The 15,173-nt window shown below is 33.5% G+C and carries 16 protein-coding genes; 8 read left to right on the top strand and 8 right to left on the bottom strand.

Features of this window, described 5'->3' with window-relative positions; all coding sequences use genetic code 11:
- Positions 1 to 55: 55 nt before the first annotated feature.
- Positions 56 to 373 carry a hypothetical protein gene (locus tag B0A80_RS17250; protein WP_089078101.1) on the bottom strand — a complete coding sequence of 106 codons (318 nt, stop codon included), beginning with the start codon at positions 371 to 373 and terminating at the stop codon, positions 56 to 58.
- Positions 374 to 568: 195 nt separating this feature from the next.
- On the opposite strand from B0A80_RS17250, the gene B0A80_RS17245 reads away from it, so the two are divergent.
- Together B0A80_RS17245 and B0A80_RS17240 are read left to right on the top strand one after the other, a co-directional pair.
- Positions 569 to 979: a helix-turn-helix domain-containing protein gene (locus tag B0A80_RS17245; protein ID WP_089078100.1), complete on the top strand. Its 411-nt coding sequence runs from the start codon at positions 569 to 571 to the stop codon at positions 977 to 979.
- A gap of 85 nt (positions 980 to 1,064) precedes the next feature.
- Positions 1,065 to 1,667, top strand: coding sequence for a hypothetical protein (locus B0A80_RS17240; protein ID WP_089078099.1), 603 nt, complete (start codon positions 1,065 to 1,067; stop codon positions 1,665 to 1,667).
- Positions 1,668 to 1,843: 176 nt separating this feature from the next.
- Here B0A80_RS17240 and B0A80_RS17235 read toward each other — a convergent pair whose 3' ends face one another.
- Positions 1,844 to 2,224, bottom strand: a complete 381-nt coding sequence (locus tag B0A80_RS17235; RefSeq protein ID WP_089078098.1) for a flagellar motor protein MotB — start codon at positions 2,222 to 2,224, stop codon at positions 1,844 to 1,846.
- Between the two features lie 302 nt (positions 2,225 to 2,526).
- On the opposite strand from B0A80_RS17235, the gene B0A80_RS17230 reads away from it, so the two are divergent.
- Entirely contained in the window at positions 2,527 to 2,988 is a 462-nt protein-coding gene (locus tag B0A80_RS17230) for a type ISP restriction/modification enzyme (protein WP_124020585.1), read from the top strand.
- A 51-nt stretch (positions 2,989 to 3,039) separates the two neighbouring features.
- On the opposite strand, the gene B0A80_RS17225 is transcribed toward B0A80_RS17230, so the two are convergent.
- The 3 genes from B0A80_RS17225 to B0A80_RS17215 all read right to left on the bottom strand — a co-directional run bounded on the left by B0A80_RS17225 (position 3,040) and on the right by B0A80_RS17215 (position 5,130).
- Positions 3,040 to 3,426 (bottom strand): T9SS type A sorting domain-containing protein, encoded by a 387-nt coding sequence (locus B0A80_RS17225; protein WP_089078096.1) that lies wholly within the window; start codon positions 3,424 to 3,426, stop codon positions 3,040 to 3,042.
- A 363-nt stretch (positions 3,427 to 3,789) separates the two neighbouring features.
- Positions 3,790 to 4,197: a T9SS type A sorting domain-containing protein gene (locus tag B0A80_RS17220; protein WP_089078095.1), complete on the bottom strand. Its 408-nt coding sequence runs from the start codon at positions 4,195 to 4,197 to the stop codon at positions 3,790 to 3,792.
- Between the two features lie 513 nt (positions 4,198 to 4,710).
- On the bottom strand, positions 4,711 to 5,130 hold the full coding sequence (locus B0A80_RS17215; protein WP_089078094.1) for a secretion protein: 420 nt from the start codon (positions 5,128 to 5,130) through the stop codon (positions 4,711 to 4,713).
- 447 nt (positions 5,131 to 5,577) lie between these two features.
- Here B0A80_RS17215 and B0A80_RS17210 point away from each other — a divergent pair, with 447 nt between their 5' ends.
- Complete coding sequence (locus tag B0A80_RS17210; RefSeq protein ID WP_089078093.1) at positions 5,578 to 6,450, top strand: AraC family transcriptional regulator; 873 nt, start codon at positions 5,578 to 5,580, stop codon at positions 6,448 to 6,450.
- A 368-nt stretch (positions 6,451 to 6,818) separates the two neighbouring features.
- Here the strand turns inward: B0A80_RS17210 and B0A80_RS17205 are convergent, their stop codons facing one another.
- Positions 6,819 to 8,816 carry a S9 family peptidase gene (locus B0A80_RS17205; protein WP_394364281.1) on the bottom strand — a complete coding sequence of 666 codons (1,998 nt, stop codon included), beginning with the start codon at positions 8,814 to 8,816 and terminating at the stop codon, positions 6,819 to 6,821.
- A 204-nt stretch (positions 8,817 to 9,020) separates the two neighbouring features.
- Here B0A80_RS17205 and B0A80_RS17200 point away from each other — a divergent pair, with 204 nt between their 5' ends.
- From B0A80_RS17200 to B0A80_RS17185, 4 genes are all read left to right on the top strand, one after another.
- Positions 9,021 to 10,346 carry a sensor histidine kinase gene (locus B0A80_RS17200; RefSeq protein ID WP_089078091.1) on the top strand — a complete coding sequence of 442 codons (1,326 nt, stop codon included), beginning with the start codon at positions 9,021 to 9,023 and terminating at the stop codon, positions 10,344 to 10,346.
- On the top strand, positions 10,339 to 11,028 hold the full coding sequence (locus B0A80_RS17195; protein WP_089078090.1) for a response regulator transcription factor: 690 nt from the start codon (positions 10,339 to 10,341) through the stop codon (positions 11,026 to 11,028). The genes B0A80_RS17200 and B0A80_RS17195 overlap by 8 nt, the downstream gene beginning before the upstream one ends.
- A gap of 91 nt (positions 11,029 to 11,119) precedes the next feature.
- Positions 11,120 to 11,989 carry an alpha/beta hydrolase gene (locus B0A80_RS17190; RefSeq protein ID WP_089078089.1) on the top strand — a complete coding sequence of 290 codons (870 nt, stop codon included), beginning with the start codon at positions 11,120 to 11,122 and terminating at the stop codon, positions 11,987 to 11,989.
- Between the two features lie 102 nt (positions 11,990 to 12,091).
- On the top strand, positions 12,092 to 12,622 hold the full coding sequence (locus B0A80_RS17185; RefSeq protein ID WP_233430765.1) for a hypothetical protein: 531 nt from the start codon (positions 12,092 to 12,094) through the stop codon (positions 12,620 to 12,622).
- Positions 12,623 to 12,691: 69 nt separating this feature from the next.
- Here B0A80_RS17185 and B0A80_RS17180 read toward each other — a convergent pair whose 3' ends face one another.
- Together B0A80_RS17180 and B0A80_RS17175 are read right to left on the bottom strand one after the other, a co-directional pair.
- Entirely contained in the window at positions 12,692 to 13,657 is a 966-nt protein-coding gene (locus tag B0A80_RS17180; RefSeq protein WP_070906891.1) for a TerC family protein, read from the bottom strand.
- Positions 13,658 to 13,877: 220 nt separating this feature from the next.
- Positions 13,878 to 14,894: a glutamine synthetase beta-grasp domain-containing protein gene (locus B0A80_RS17175; RefSeq protein WP_017498734.1), complete on the bottom strand. Its 1,017-nt coding sequence runs from the start codon at positions 14,892 to 14,894 to the stop codon at positions 13,878 to 13,880.
- Positions 14,895 to 15,173: the final 279 nt, after the last annotated feature.

Here is a 15,173-nt window from a genome sequence, read left to right as displayed (position 1 = left end):
CCGTGGTTGAAACCACGGGCAATGTTTATATCGCTTTGGAATAGCAAAAAAAAAATCATTCACCAACCATTTCCCCAACATAACTCAAAAACTCACATTCATCCAAAGGAAATAATTGTAAGACCATTTCTAAAATGAGTCCTACATTTATAGACTGGTCTTTCTTTTCCGGAACATTATGCATATCATGATCGAGTGCCAGAATACATAATTTAATCATATCGCTGACAATACAGCCCAGTTCGAAGTAATTTAGAATTTTGAGCTGAGCAATGTTGACTTTTGGTTCGTCATTGGAGGCTTTTAAAGTGTTAAAATAGCGTGCAGTTAATTTTTTAAGCTGTTCTGCATTTTTAAATGGATCGTTTTCCATAATGGTATGTTTTTTAGTTTGTATTTTGTGAATCAGTTTGTGATTTTTAATTGGAAGAAAAATCGTACTTTTGATTTGTTCGGCGAAGGAAGAAATAGATTGTATCGTACCAAATCATTTTTGACCGTATAGTACGGTGCAAAATATGTTTTTTACATCTCGTCAGTTTTAAGACTTAATTATTATCTTTGAATTATGAGCACACTAACAAAACCAAATCATATAGGGCGCAAGATCAGCCGTATTCGTGAACTTCGTGATATGAAACAGGAAGCTTTGGCACAAGCTTTAGGAACAAACCAGCAAGCTATTTCGGCTATAGAAAACAGTGAAACGATAGATGAAGCGAAATTAATTGAAGTGGCAAAAGCGCTTGGTGTAAGTGTTGAAGCCATTAAGAATTTTTCAGAAGAAAGCATGATCAATTACTTTAATACTTTTAATGATACGAAAGATAGTAATGTGAATTTTGGAAATCATTGTACCTTCAATCCATTAGATAAATTAATGGAAACGGTAGAAGAGAATAAAAAGCTTTACGAACGTTTGCTTCAATCGGAAAAAGACAAAATCGAATATTTAGAAAAACTGCTAAAAGGTAAATAATATTCGTCTGGAGATATTGATAAAAAGCATTGGCTGCGGCTGATGCTTTTTTATTTTAAAGTAAAAATCAAATTTTATAGTTATAATGAAAATTGTCCTAGAAAATAAGGGAATTAAAACAGATACTTTTTATGTACCGCCTTTTGTTTTGTATGAAGACGAAGTTGTTGTTTTGTACTTGAATACTATAGTAGATTTATATGATACCGAAATGTTTCTGAAAGATATTTTTTGTGGTATAACAAAAAATGAAAATGTGGCTCTGCATAAAAAAATGACTTTTGTTGAACATTTTAGAGAGTCAAATTTTCGGGATCGTTTTTATCCAACAAGAGTTGGACGGTATTTGAGGAAAAATGCTAATCTTAGCGATCCGTTTTCCAAAAAAATATTTGAAATAGAATGGATTACCAGTAAAACAAAAGTGAGAACACTTGCCGGAAATCCCAGAAGACTTTTGTGTTTGTATGCGGCGTTATCTAAAACAAAAGATATTGTATTTGATTTGTTAGGGCAGGATCCAGAAGGAGTTGAGTTTACTTTTAAAATGGTAAAAGAAGCAGTTAAAAATGGAGGGTCTGCGATTTTGCTTGATTTTTCTGGTAAATTGAAAGTGCACGCTTCAAAATATGTAGAATTAGAATTAAATGAAGCTAATTTGACACCTAAAAGAGAGTTCAATTTTTAACTTAAATTTCATACAGTTTGTCATTTCGACCGAAGGGAGAAATCACACTAGTATTTCCGCAAAGAAAGGCGCCAATCAATCTTTGTAGAGTTTCGATTGTGATTTGCTTCGCCTATTCGCTATCGCTCGAGTCTCCTTACGTCGAAATGACAAGATTGTGGTTGTTTTTTAGCGAATTAAGCTTTCTTTTTTACCGGAACTTTTGTTTTTAATTTTTCAATAAGAGCGTCGGCTTCCTGATATAGGGAAATTGATCGCAGTGATTCTGCATAGCGGTAATAATATTCGGGTTCTAAATCGGTGGTGAGGGCGAAAAGTTCGCGGTACCATTTGGCTGCTTTATCCAGATTACATTTAGCATAGCAGGAATTTCCCAGTTTTTGAAATAAATCAACAGATTTATAGCCTTTTGCGGCAACCCTTTCATAGGTTTTCATCACATCAACATAGGCATATTTATCGCTTACTTTATCGGTTTGATACAATTTTTCGCTTTGAGCGGAGACACGAATAGAAAACAGAGTCAATAACATTACAATAGCTAGTTTTTCTTTCATGAAAATGGATTTAAATGGGGACTTGATATTATTTTTATTTTTTTGGAACAATTTAAAAGCAAGAGGATTATTTAATGTTAGCTGATTGTGTTTTTTGCAAATATATCTAAATCAGTAATATAACATGCATTTCGGCGATGTTTTTTTGACTTTATCGATAAAATTAGAGTCGAAAACAATAGTAAAATCTTGTCTGGTAAATAATTTCTTATGGATATAAAAACGTTTAAGGCTTGAATTTATTTTAGTTACGCTAAAAAATAATCTAACTTTATAAAGATTTAGAGAGTGAGAGTATGAGAATGGAAGACTATTTAAATAAAATAAATAATTTGCGTCTTGTAGAAAATAGAGTTGAGCTTCGTGTTAATGCTGAGTTGGAAGAGCTTATTTTAAAAACAGCGTTAGAGAACAGCCAAAACTATTTTACGCTGGAGATGCTTTTTCAAAAAACAGACAATAATGGTATGGTATTAAATCCTGAAACGGTTCAATTTATTGCCAATTGTTGCGGCTTGCTGTTTATTGATGAGAAAGAAACCGGAAATGTTTGTTTTGCTCACGGTCAGGAATTACGACCTGAGTTTAAACAAAGCTGCACAGCAATTGATGTTTTCGATTTAAGTTATGCTATTTTGCATTCGTCACTTTATTGCGAAGATTTAAAAATCAGTGAGCTAAAAATTCCTATACCGCAAGATGCTGCTGTGTTTTGGAAACTAGTTCAAATAGGAGAGGAATTACGAGGGAAAGAAAAGGAATAAACAAAAAAAGCATCAGCCACGCTGATGCTTTTCAATTTCAAGTAAAAACAATTAGCGACGGAAAGCAGGGCTTTTATTCACTGATTCGTCCATCTTTACAGTTTTTGATTTCTTAGCAGAAACCGTGATTTCATGTTTGGCAACTTTACCATTTTCTTTTACTTCTAGGATGTAAGTTCCGGCAGGATATGCCTCTAAACTTAAAGTTTTTGACGTTTCTAACTGGTTTGAAGCAGTTTCTCCTGTGTAAACCAAATTATTGTTTTCGTCATAGATAGTAAAAACTGATTTCTCAACAGAGTTTAAAGTAAAACTAACTACTTTTCCATTTCCGGTTTTTATATTCAAAATATAATCCCCTTTTCCATCAAATGCATACGTAAAAATTGTTGTTAAAAATACGGCAACAACTAAGCCCACCTTCGTTAAATTTGTCATGTCTTTTTTAATTGTTTATTACTCATTTTGCAACGCGTAAAACTACAAATAGAAATTTAATTTTATGCAAAAAACTTACTTTTTTCAATACTTAAATTGCTGAATTAAAGATGTTTCTGTGTTTTACGTGAACTATGTACGTATTTACTGGGATGATGGATGTTTTTATTTTGAGTTTTTTTTATAGTGTGTAAACTACTCTTTTATAATTATTAAGAATATTTTTCTAAAAATATAAAAATCAGTTGTTTGAGATGAGAGAAGAACATAAAAAAACAGCTCAATAACGACAAAGAGCTGTTTAAAACGTACTATTTTCACTAACTAAATAAATTCGCTTTTTTGGGTAAGGGGGTAAAATTTTTAACGTGCAGCGACACTTGTTTTTTTAGCAGAAAAACCTGCTTTATAACTCGATGAAATTGCTTTTCTGGACAATACCGTAGTAGCTTCAGTAATGGTAATTTCATGTCTTACTTTTTTGATGTTATCCTCAACTTCCAGGAAGTAAGTTCCTGCCGGGAGTTCTTCCAGATTAAAAGTTCTCAAAATTCCATCTTTACCTGAAGCATTTTCAGTATAAAGTATGCTACCGTCTTTATCATAAATTGCCAGATTTGCTTTTTGCACTTTGTTAAGGGCAAATGCAATTAGCTTTCCGTTGGCTTTTAATACATGAAGATTAAAATCTTCATTCCCGTCAATTGCATATGTACTCATTCCAGTGAAAAGTACTGCATATACTAAACTTAATTTTAAAATCTTTTTCATGACTTTTAGTTTTTAGATTAATAATTCTAATTATCTGATGCTAAATTACTTATGAAATAATAGTTTTCTCACAACTCTGTTTTCTTATTTCTATGCTATATTCTCATTTACGAAACCGTTATAGGTTAAAATTTGAATTATTTTGAGTGTTAGTGTTAATTCTACGATTATATTTTAATGTTTTGGTAAAGTTATGGCAATGTGGTTTTAACTCTCATTCTTACAAAAATGTGTGTTTTAGGATTTAACCGCAAGGTGCGCGAAGTTTTATATCGCAAATTACGTGTAGTAACCGCAAAGTTCGCAAGGCTTTATCAATAATTAGCTTTGCGAACTTTGCGTTTGTATAAAAAAGATATGAAAAAAACCTTGCGCACCTTGCGGTTAAACCATTAGCTTATAAGCAAAAAAAAAACAGCTCAATAACCACAAAGAGCTGTTTTAAAACAATCACGTTTTTACTTTACTAACTATCTAACCTCATTTTTATACTTTATGAAAGCATAAACTTTTTTAACGTACTGCTACGTTTGAATTTTGAGCAGAGAAATCTGCTTTATAGGTGGATGAAATGGCTTTTGCAGATAATATTGATTTGTCATCTGTAATTGTAATTTCATGTCTTATTTTTTTAACGCTATCTTCCACTTCTAAGAAATAGGTTCCTTCCGGAAATTCTTCTAAACTAAAGGTTCTTAAAATTCCTTCTTTACCTGAAGCATTTTCAGTGTAGATTAATGAACCGTTTTGTTCATAAATACTCAAACTGGCTTTTTGCACCTGGTTTAGAGCAAACGTAATTAGCTTTCCATTAGCCTTTAATACATAAAGGTTAAAATCGTTATTACCATTTCCATTTCCGTCAATTGCATAAGTACTTATTCCTGAAAAGAGTACCGCGCATACTAAACTCAATTTTAAAATGTTTTTCATAGCTTTTCGTTTTAAATGATTAGTTCATTTCTCTTATGCTAAATTACCTTAGAACCGGATTTTTTTTCGCAACTCTATTTGCCAATTTATGTGCTGTATTCTCATTTACGAAACCGTTATAGGTTAAAATTTAAATTATTATAGGTTTTTATGTTAATTGTGTTGTTATTTTTCAATTATTTGAAATTTTAGATAATTTCGAAGCACGCCTATAATTCTTACGTAAATGACGTATACTTATAAAAAGACCTGATTAAATAGGATATATTAAAAAAAAGACTGGAAAAAAAACGACTATAAAAAAAATATAGAAATAATTGTGATTTTGAATTTAGTGTTTTTTGGATTTTTATGATATATTCTCATTTACGAAACCGTTATAGGTTAAAATGTGAATTATGTTAGGTGTTTTTGTTAAATTCGCTATTATTTTCTAAAAACTTTATCATGAAGACGATTGCCCCAGCTCTTGAAGTGATATCTAATTCTTATGGAAGCTCTTTTACGTATACCAAACATGCGGAAAAAACGAACAGTAAGGCGCATTTATGGCATTACCATCCTGAAATTGAGTTGGTATACATCAATGGGGGAGCGGGTAAAAGACAAATAGGAAGCCATGTTTCGTATTACACCAATGGCAGTTTACTTTTGATAGGGGCCAACCTGCCACATTGTGGTTTTACGAATGAAATGACTGGGAATACAGACGAAACGGTCATTCATATTAAACCTGAATTTTTGGGCAATGATTTTTTTGTGGCACCCGAAATGAAAAAAGTTCGAAATGTTTTGAATCAGTCAAAAGGAGGAATCGCTTTTGGAGGAGAAACGAAGAAAAATGTAGGTAAAAGAATCGAGATGATGGAAAATCAGCTTCCGTTTGAACGTTTGCTTACACTTCTGAGTATTTTGGATGAGTTAGATTCATCAGAAGAATATACGGTTCTAAATGCAGATGGTTTTTCATTAGAATTGCAGACTCAGGATAATGACCGAATGAATGTAATCTTTAATTATGTGAAAGATCATTTTCAGGAATCGATTGCCATCGATGAAGTTTCGAATCTGATAAGTATGACAACACCTTCTTTTTGTCGTTACTTTAAAAAAATCTCCAATAAAACGTTTACTGAATTTGTAAATGAATACCGTTTGGTACATGCTTCAAAGCTTTTGGCGGAGAAACCTATAAGTATTAATGAAGTCTGTTATGAAAGCGGATTCAATAATTTTAGTCACTTCAGTAAATCTTTTAAACAGTACACCGGTAAAAGTGCGTCTCAATACCGCAATGAACATAAAATTGTCATTCAGTAAAACTTTTTTAGTTGCACAGAGACTCGCGAAGAAATAACACAGAGATTCACGAAAAAAAAGCACAGAGATACACAAAGTTTTTTTTAAGTCTTTACGTATCTCTGCGTGTCCTTTGTGTCTCTTTGCGGAATTCTGTTGTTTCAAAATCACACAAAGACCCACGAAGAAATAACACAGAGATACACGAAGTTTTTTAATCTTTTTGTGTATCTCTGCGTGTCCTTTGTGTCTCTTTGTGGAATTCTGTTGTTTCACAGTGACTCGTGAAGAGATCACACAGAGATTCACGAAAAGAAGCACAGAGATTCACAAAGTTTTTTAAATCTTTGCGTATCTCTGTGTGTCCTTTGTGTCTCTTTGCGGAATTTTTACTTATTGAAGTTTTCAGCAAAGAAGCCTAACATATATTTATAGAGTTCTATTTTGCTTGGTTCTTTATGAAACCCGTGTCCTTCATCGTATTTTACCATATAAGGAACTTCAAAACCTTTTGCGCGCATCGCTTTTACAATTTGGTCAGACTCATTGATATTTACTCTCGGATCATTTGCTCCCTGTACTACAAATAAAGGTTTTTTGATTTTATCAATCTGAAATATTGGAGAAGCTTCTTTAGCTATTTCAGCCTCCTTAGGATTATCCAAATCATACCATATTTCTTTTAGTTGCTCTTTGTAAGGCTTCCAGTATTCCGGAAACGAGTTAAAAAAGGTAAAAATATTGGAAACCCCTACATAATCTACTCCACAGGAATATAAATCAGGTGTTTTGATTAATCCCATTAAGGTAGCATATCCTCCATGGCTTCCTCCGTAAATGGCCACTTTACTTTGATCGACCCAACCTTGTTTTATCGCATATTTTACTCCGTCTTCTACATCATCCATGACCTTTCTTCCAATTTGTTTATAGCCAGATTCTTGAAATTCTTTCCCGTATCCGCCGGAAATTCTAAAATTAACTTGTAATGTAGCATATCCTCTACTGGCGAACAGTTGTGCTTCAGCATTAAAACCCCAATCATCTCTAATCGATTGTGGCCCTCCGTGAGGATTAACAATCAAAGGGACTTTCTTTCCTTCTAAAGCGACTTTTGGTAATGTTATATATCCGTGAATGGTTAAACCATCTCTGCTTTTGAATTCAATAGGTCTCATTTCTGCCATATCTTCTTCTTTCAGCTGGGGCATAAGATCATAAAGCAATTTTATGTTTTTTGTTTTAGTATCGTATTCATAATATTTTCCATAGAGTTTATCGCTTGTTACGAAAACTAAAAGTTTACTTTCATTGTTATCCGAAGATGCAATTGAGAAATCCTTATCTTTAAATTGTGATGACAGTTTACTGTAAACCTCTTTATAAAATTTACTTACCGGTATAGTTATTTCTTTTACGCCAGTATAGCTAATATAATCCAGTTCATAGTTTCTGTTTTTACGGGCGGTACTTATAGAGCTTACATCATAAACCGGGTCCGAATAAACTTCTTTAACAATTGTATTTTTCTTTAGGTCGTATAATACAATTCTTTCTTTGTCACTATCAAGGTTGGTCACTACATAGGCTTCATCCTTATTCTTAGAATTATCATTCAGTTCGATAATACTGAAGGTGTTTTTCCAGTCTGTTGATTGGATAAGGTTAAATTTGCCTGTTTCTAAATCTTTATAGTATGTTTTAGTGGTTACACCATTTTCCAGAACGGTATAGCCTCTCATATTTCCTTCTTTATCAAAAAGATAACTGTTGATAGGACTATTGACGTCCTTATTTTCATAAAGCTGAGTCATTTCTCCGGTATTGAAGTTTATTCTGTAAGGTTCAAAGATTTGTTTGTTGTTTTTATTGAGTGTTACAATAACAAATTCGGTGTCTTTGATGATCTTTACGGATCTTAAGGTTGCCCCTTCAAAAGGAGTTAAGTCTTTTAGATTTTTACCATCGATATCTACAGCATAAAGATGGTTGTTTTCGTTACCTCCTTTATCCTGTGTGTAAAATAGTCTGTTCTTGTCCAGCCAGCCATAACTTCCAATAAGGTTCTCTTTCTCTACAATAGCTTTTGTAATTTTTCCTGTTTTCAGTTCTTTTACATAGACATGATTTTTCTTGTCTTTATCTTTTTCTTTATAAGACAGGTATTGCCCGTCCGGTGAAATTTTGAAAGACGAAGCGTTTGGTTTTGCGAAATAATCTTCTACCTTGTATTTGAAATTTCCTTTATCAAAAGAGACCATCTTCTCAAGGCTCTCTTTAGAAGAAGGCAATGAAGCATCACCTGGTAGTTTTGTAGTAGTACTTTGCGCATTTGCTGTAATTGCTGATATGACAATACATACAGCAGTTAAGACTTTAAGATTCATATTCATAATGCATTTGTTTTAAAGTTTAATCGATTCGATTCCAGTAAATAAAAAAGAATGATAGCTTAATTTTTCTTTGGCAAATCTCGGGAACGGACATTAGAATGTGGGTTATCAGACTGTTATATAGTGTTAAATAGTGTTATCATAGCTTTTATAGTTCCTTGTTAATGTGTAATTTCGAAAGAATTAAAAGAAGGCTATATGAACAAATTCTTTGTTAGTTTTGGAAAACCATTATTTGTGCTGACCATTCTTGTTGTTTTGACTTTTCAGGGGTATTGGATTGAGGTAAATTATAAAAATAAAAAGGAAGAAATTCTGGAACGGATACAATCTGAGGCTACTCAGATATTGCTTATGAATCTGTTTAAGGAACCTGCTTTAAAACAAAAAATTGAAAAGGCAAACAAATCTAAAAACAAAAAAGTTGAGGTATTTGTTTCAGAACCAAAAGCAGAGGTGGTTAAGCAGTATTTAAAAGTTTCAAATACCGGATTGCTTTATGAGCATGAAAAGCTTGACTATTTTTTGTATACTTCGGTTAGAAAGAGATTAAGGGCATTCCTGAAAAAAGAGGCTGAAATTCAAGTATATTTTGAAGGTAATGATGTTAAAAGAACCTATCCCAAAGGGATTGTGATTACAGACCGTAACACTACAAAAACAATAAACTCATTTCAACAAGAGAATAACAAATACCGCATTCATATTGTTAATATGGCAAGTGTCGTAATTTACGAAATAAAAGAAATTATATTTTTTTCGATATTTTATGTTTTTCTTTTTTTGATCACTATTTTCATTCTTTTCAAAAGTTTGATTTTTAATCGGAATTTATTGCAGAATAAGGAGATTTTCACACGCAATATGACGCATGAACTAAAAATACCCATTTCAACCATCATGATTGCAACAGAAGCTCTGGAAACTTATACACTTGGAGAAGAGCCCGCAGCGGTAAAAAAATATACAGCGGCCATTCATAGAGCAGTGAATCAGCTTTCTTTTCTTGTAGATTCTATTCTTCAGCATGCAAGAAGCAGCGATAGTAAAGAAAAATTAGTTTTGTCCTCTGTGAATTTACTCACTTTATTACAGGAAGTGAAAGAGGATTTAACGCATATCGTTTTAAAAAAACAGGGAGAAATTGTTTTTGAAGATGTTGATGAAAGTGTGCAGATCAAAGGCAGTCGGATTCAGCTGAAACAGATATTTTTGAATTTACTCGATAATTCTCTGAAATATTCTGAAATAGCTCCCAGAATTATAATCTCCGCCGGGAAAATGAACAATATTGTGATCATCAGAATTCAGGACAACGGCATTGGTATTCCTGAAAAATATAAAGAAGAAATCTTTGCACCATATTTTAAAATCATGAATGATGACACCCATAATGTAAAAGGATTTGGTTTAGGATTGAGTTTTGTGCGAGAATCCTTGAAAAAACAAGGCGGAAGCATTAGAGTTTTGAAACAAAAAACAGAAGGAACCAGTATCGAAATTAAAATACCGGCTCATGAGTAAAACTAAAATATTATACTTAGAAGATGACCCTGATTTAGGAGAAATCACATCAATTCTGCTTAGAAAAAAAGGATTTGAAGTAGAATGGATGCTTGATGGCGCTGAAGGACTTGAAGCACTCAGAGATCAGTCGTTTGATCTTATCGTAGCAGATATTATGATGCCAAAGCTTGATGGTTATTCTTTATTAAAGCAAATAAGAAAAGACGGAAATGATATTCCCCTAATTCTTCTCTCGGCACGTGTACTGACAGAGGATGTATTGCAGGGCTTTTCTATGGGGGCTGATGATTATATCCGAAAACCGTTCAGTGTGGAAGAACTTACTGCCAGGATCAACAGATTTCTGAAAAAGAATTTTCGTACGGCTGGTGAATATAAAAAGAAAAGTATCATCATTGGTGATTATGAATACGATCCGGAGAATTATAAATTAATTCATGAAAAAAGAGTTATTACCCTTTCTCCAAGATCAGGAGAGATACTTTACCGTCTTGCCACAAGTGAAAACAGAACGCTCCCAAGAAAAGAAACTCTTATTGAGCTTTGGGGAGATGATAGTTTTTTTAATGGAAGAAGTTTAGATGTCTTTATTTCAAAACTGCGAAAAAATCTTTCAGAGGATCCTAAGATCGGTATCATCAATATAAGAGCTCAGGGGTATCGTCTGATTATCGATTGAAATCAGAATATTCCTTATTTTTTTATAAAAACAGAATTCAATAAGAAAAAAGTAATATCTTTTGTCCTCTAAAACAAAAAATGTTTCAAGTATGAAAAATGCCAGATTTCTATTGATTGTAGTGCTATTATGCATCAATGCGGTAGGTTATGCCGCAAAAGTTGATACCCTGCAAGTTGCGAGTACAGCCATGAGTAAAACCTATAAAGCAGCGGTTGTTTTGCCTAATTCGTATGCCAAAAGTAAAACGGCATTTCCGGTGATGTATTTATTGCATGGTGCTTACGGACATTTTAGCGATTGGTTGAAAAACACGCCCAATAAGAAATTAGTACAAAATTTATCCGATCAGTACAATATAATCATAGTCATGCCCGAAGGAGAAACGTTTAGTTTTTATTTGGATAGTCCGGTAAACAAAGGAAGTCAGTTTGAAACCTTTATTACGCAAGAGGTCGTTCAAAAAGTAGATAAAACATATCGAACGATAAGCAACAGGAGCGGAAGGGTAATCACGGGACTTTCTATGGGAGGTCACGGCGCTTTGTATTTGTCGGCCAAGCATCCTGATTTGTTTTGTGCTGCCGGAAGTATGAGTGGGGCGGTAGATATGGGAGTAATGCTACAAAGAGATGCATCGGCACAGGTGGTGAAATTAATGCAGCCTGTTTTTGGGGATAAAAGTGATAATTCTGAAATGTATGCGCAATATGCTGTACTGGGAATGTTGGACAAACTTAAAGCAAATAAACTCCCTTTGATTATAGATTGTGGTGTAGATGATTTTTTGATAGAACCTAACAGAGAGCTACATCGAAGATTGGTTTACAGCAAAGTAGATCACGATTATACCGAACGTGCAGGAGCGCATACCTGGGAGTATTGGGAGAATTCACTACCCTATCACGTTTTATTTTTTAATAAAATAATACTTAAAAATCAGCAGGTTACGAAAAAATAATAGAAAAATCGAATAAGAACGGTATCAAATATTTTTTTTGGTTTGATTTTTGGAATACCTTTATATATGTATATTCTAAAAACAAATAATACCACAGAAATTATGAAAAAGATACTTACCCTATTCGCAGTTGCAGTCGTTGGACTGATTACATTTTCTAGTTGTGAAGGACCAGAAGGACCAGTGGGGCCTCCGGGAGCAGATTCTGCAATTCCTTATGTTTATGAAGTTAAAGCCAATTTTGTTGGGCCAAATTATTCTGTTACCAGCACACCTTCAGGTATGTTGTCAGGAGATAATATTTTAGTGTATGAATTAGTAAGTACAAGCGCACCAGATAGCTGGGCGTTATTACCTCAGGTATACTATTTTAATAATGGTTTGGAAACTGCTCAATATAACTATACTTTTTCGAAAAATAGAGTTACAATCTTTATTACGGGTAGTTTAAGTGATTATTCTCAATTGCCAAGTAGTTTTAGGTTAGGAAAAGTATTCAGAGTAGTTATTATTCCAGGAGATGATGGGATAAATGCAAAAACCGGAAAAAAAGTAACAACTGATAATTTAGATTATAACGCAGTTATTAAAAAGTACAACATTGATGATAGTAATGTTAAGCAATTAAACTAATCATTGGAGTATAAAATAAAAAAAGGAGATCATGATGATCTCCTTTTTTATTGACACTATTTTGAAGTGCTATTCCTTATCTGTATCAGTAAGTTCTTTTTCTGCTCCAAATTTTAAAGATACCAGAATACCCGCTAAAAGGGAAAGAGCAATGAAGGCTAAAGACGCCCATTCCGGTACGTGAATGAAATCGTGAAGCAGCATTTTTAATCCTACAAAGCTTAAAATAGCAATAAGACTGTATTCCAGATAGCTGAATTTTGCCAGCATATTGGCTAAGAAAAAGTACATCGAACGTAGTCCTAGTATGGCAAAAATATTAGAACTGAACACTAAAAAAGGATCAGAAGTAATGGCTAGAATTGCCGGTACACTGTCTACGGCAAAAAGCACATCCATGAATTCAATCACAATCAGTGCTACAAATAATGGTGTGGCTGCTTTTTTTGCTGTTTTTGTGGGAATGAAGAATTTTTCTCCCTCCATATGGGAAGTGATCGGGATGATTTTTCCTAATGTTTTATAAATGAAAGAATCTTTGGGCTGAAAATCTTCATCTTCGCCCGTAAACAGCATCTTGATTGCGGTAAAAAGCAGAAAGGCTCCAAATAAATAAGTAGTCCATGCAAATTTATTAATCAGCATTACACCAAAGAAAATCATTAGTCCACGGAAAACGACGGCTCCCAGAATTCCCCAGAATAAAACACGATGCTGGTATTTTTGTGGTATTTTGAAGGATGCAAAAATAATGGCGATCACAAAAATATTGTCCACACTTAAAGATAACTCAATCAGATAACCGGTTATAAACTTCATGGAAGCAACGGCGGGTTTCAGATTGTCAGGATTTGCGATGTAATCTGTAGTATAGAGCCAATAGATCACTCCTGAAAAAAGAAAGGATAGGGTTACCCAGATCAGTGTCCATTTACTTGCTTCTTTGGTGCTGATAATATGTGGGGTTTTGTTGAAAACGCCTAAGTCTAAAGCGAGAATAAGTGCAACTGCTATTAAAAAGAAAATCCAAACCATTAGGGTATTTTTTTAGTGATTCACAAAGATAGTTTTTAAATTATATCAATTATAATTATTTATCCTGTCTGTCATTTTTGGGCAGAATCAGAGCGTTAAGTATTAAAAAGTTACTTTCAAAATTTACACAACGTTTGTCTTTTTGACTGATAGGACAGGCAATTCCATAAAAAAAGTGCCAACATTACGTTAGCACTTTTATATATGTTCTAAAGCTGAATTACAATGCTGATTTTACAGTTTTGATAATTCTTGCAGCGATTTTATAAGGATCACCGTTTGAAGCAGGTCTTCTGTCTTCTAGCCAGCCTTTCCATCCTTTTTGTACGGTCATTAATGGAATTCTGATAGAGCATCCTCTGTCTGAAACGCCATAAGAGAAATCGTGAATAGAAGCGGTTTCGTGTTTACCGGTTAAACGTTGGTCGTTGTAAGCTCCGTAAACTGCAATGTGCTCTGCAGTAACAGGTCTGAAAGCTTCACAGATTCTTTCGTAAGTAGCCTGGTCTCCACATGTTCTTAGTACTTCGTTAGAGAAATTAGCATGCATACCTGAACCATTCCAGTCAGTATCTCCAAGTGGTTTTGGGTGGTATTCAATATAGTAACCGTATTTTTCAGTCAAACGATCTAATAAGTAACGAGCAACCCAGATTTCGTCTCCGGCTTTTTTAGCACCTTTAGCGAATAATTGAAATTCCCATTGTCCGCAGGCAACTTCCTGATTGATTCCTTCAAAATTAATTCCGGCTGCGATACAAAGATCAGCATGCTCTTCGACTAATTTTCTTCCGTGAGTATTTTTTCCACCTACTGAGCAGTAGTACATTCCTTGTGGAGCAGGGTAACCTCCAACCGGGAATCCAAGCGGAAGCTGAGTTTTGGTATCCATGATAAAATACTCTTGTTCAAATCCGAACCAAAAATCATCATTATCATCATCAATTGTAGCTCTACCGTTAGAAGGGTGTGGTTTTCCGTCAGCATACATAACTTCTGACATTACTAACCATCCGTTGATACGGGTTGGGTCTGGATATATTGCAACAGGAACTAAAAGACAGTCAGAAGATCCACCTTCGGCTTGTTTAGTAGAGGAACCATCAAATGACCAGTTTCCTAGTTCTTCTAATGTTCCTTTGAAATTTTCATGCTCTTCAACTTTAGTTTTACTTCTAAGATTTTGGGTTGGTTCATATCCGTCTAACCAAATGTATTCTAACTTAATTTTAGCCATAATAATATAAATTAATTTTCTTGTTTCTTTTTTGTTGGGACAAATATAGATTTATTTTTCTACTCCTAAAAATTAGGGGGCTATTTTGTTTGAAGTAGTATTATTTTTTAGATAAGATTAATTTGTGAGGGGGTATATTTTGAAAAAAGTAATTTTTAATACCTTAAAAAGGCAAATTCGTAAAAATCAAGGATGTTTTTTAAATTTTTAGTTTAAGGAATTATGAAAAAATGTTTATTTAATGAATAATACTGCGGTGTTTTGTTATATTTCTTCGAA

The organism is Flavobacterium tructae (assembly GCF_002217475.1).
GTDB lineage: Bacteria > Bacteroidota > Bacteroidia > Flavobacteriales > Flavobacteriaceae > Flavobacterium > Flavobacterium tructae.
The sequence above is the reverse complement of the archived record's forward strand: the minus strand, read 5'-3'. Positions and strand labels throughout refer to the sequence as shown.

What these genes read in the sequence shown, in the direction of transcription:
- B0A80_RS17220 (WP_089078095.1), bottom strand. Translation starts at nt 4,197, where the DNA reads ATGAAAAAGATTTTAAAATTAAGTTTAGTATATGCAGTACTTTTCACT.
- B0A80_RS17200 (WP_089078091.1), top strand. Translation starts at nt 9,021, where the DNA reads ATGAACAAATTCTTTGTTAGTTTTGGAAAACCATTATTTGTGCTGACC.
- B0A80_RS17215 (WP_089078094.1), bottom strand. Translation starts at nt 5,130, where the DNA reads ATGAAAAACATTTTAAAATTGAGTTTAGTATGCGCGGTACTCTTTTCA.
- B0A80_RS17190 (WP_089078089.1), top strand. Translation starts at nt 11,120, where the DNA reads ATGAAAAATGCCAGATTTCTATTGATTGTAGTGCTATTATGCATCAAT.
- B0A80_RS17185 (WP_233430765.1), top strand. Translation starts at nt 12,092, where the DNA reads ATGAAAAAGATACTTACCCTATTCGCAGTTGCAGTCGTTGGACTGATT.
- B0A80_RS17225 (WP_089078096.1), bottom strand. Translation starts at nt 3,426, where the DNA reads ATGACAAATTTAACGAAGGTGGGCTTAGTTGTTGCCGTATTTTTAACA.
- B0A80_RS17205 (WP_394364281.1), bottom strand. Translation starts at nt 8,816, where the DNA reads ATGAATCTTAAAGTCTTAACTGCTGTATGTATTGTCATATCAGCAATT.
- B0A80_RS17250 (WP_089078101.1), bottom strand. Translation starts at nt 373, where the DNA reads ATGGAAAACGATCCATTTAAAAATGCAGAACAGCTTAAAAAATTAACT.
- B0A80_RS17210 (WP_089078093.1), top strand. Translation starts at nt 5,578, where the DNA reads ATGAAGACGATTGCCCCAGCTCTTGAAGTGATATCTAATTCTTATGGA.
- B0A80_RS17180 (WP_070906891.1), bottom strand. Translation starts at nt 13,657, where the DNA reads ATGGTTTGGATTTTCTTTTTAATAGCAGTTGCACTTATTCTCGCTTTA.
- B0A80_RS17235 (WP_089078098.1), bottom strand. Translation starts at nt 2,224, where the DNA reads ATGAAAGAAAAACTAGCTATTGTAATGTTATTGACTCTGTTTTCTATT.
- B0A80_RS17195 (WP_089078090.1), top strand. Translation starts at nt 10,339, where the DNA reads ATGAGTAAAACTAAAATATTATACTTAGAAGATGACCCTGATTTAGGA.
- B0A80_RS17230 (WP_124020585.1), top strand. Translation starts at nt 2,527, where the DNA reads ATGGAAGACTATTTAAATAAAATAAATAATTTGCGTCTTGTAGAAAAT.
- B0A80_RS17240 (WP_089078099.1), top strand. Translation starts at nt 1,065, where the DNA reads ATGAAAATTGTCCTAGAAAATAAGGGAATTAAAACAGATACTTTTTAT.
- B0A80_RS17175 (WP_017498734.1), bottom strand. Translation starts at nt 14,894, where the DNA reads ATGGCTAAAATTAAGTTAGAATACATTTGGTTAGACGGATATGAACCA.
- B0A80_RS17245 (WP_089078100.1), top strand. Translation starts at nt 569, where the DNA reads ATGAGCACACTAACAAAACCAAATCATATAGGGCGCAAGATCAGCCGT.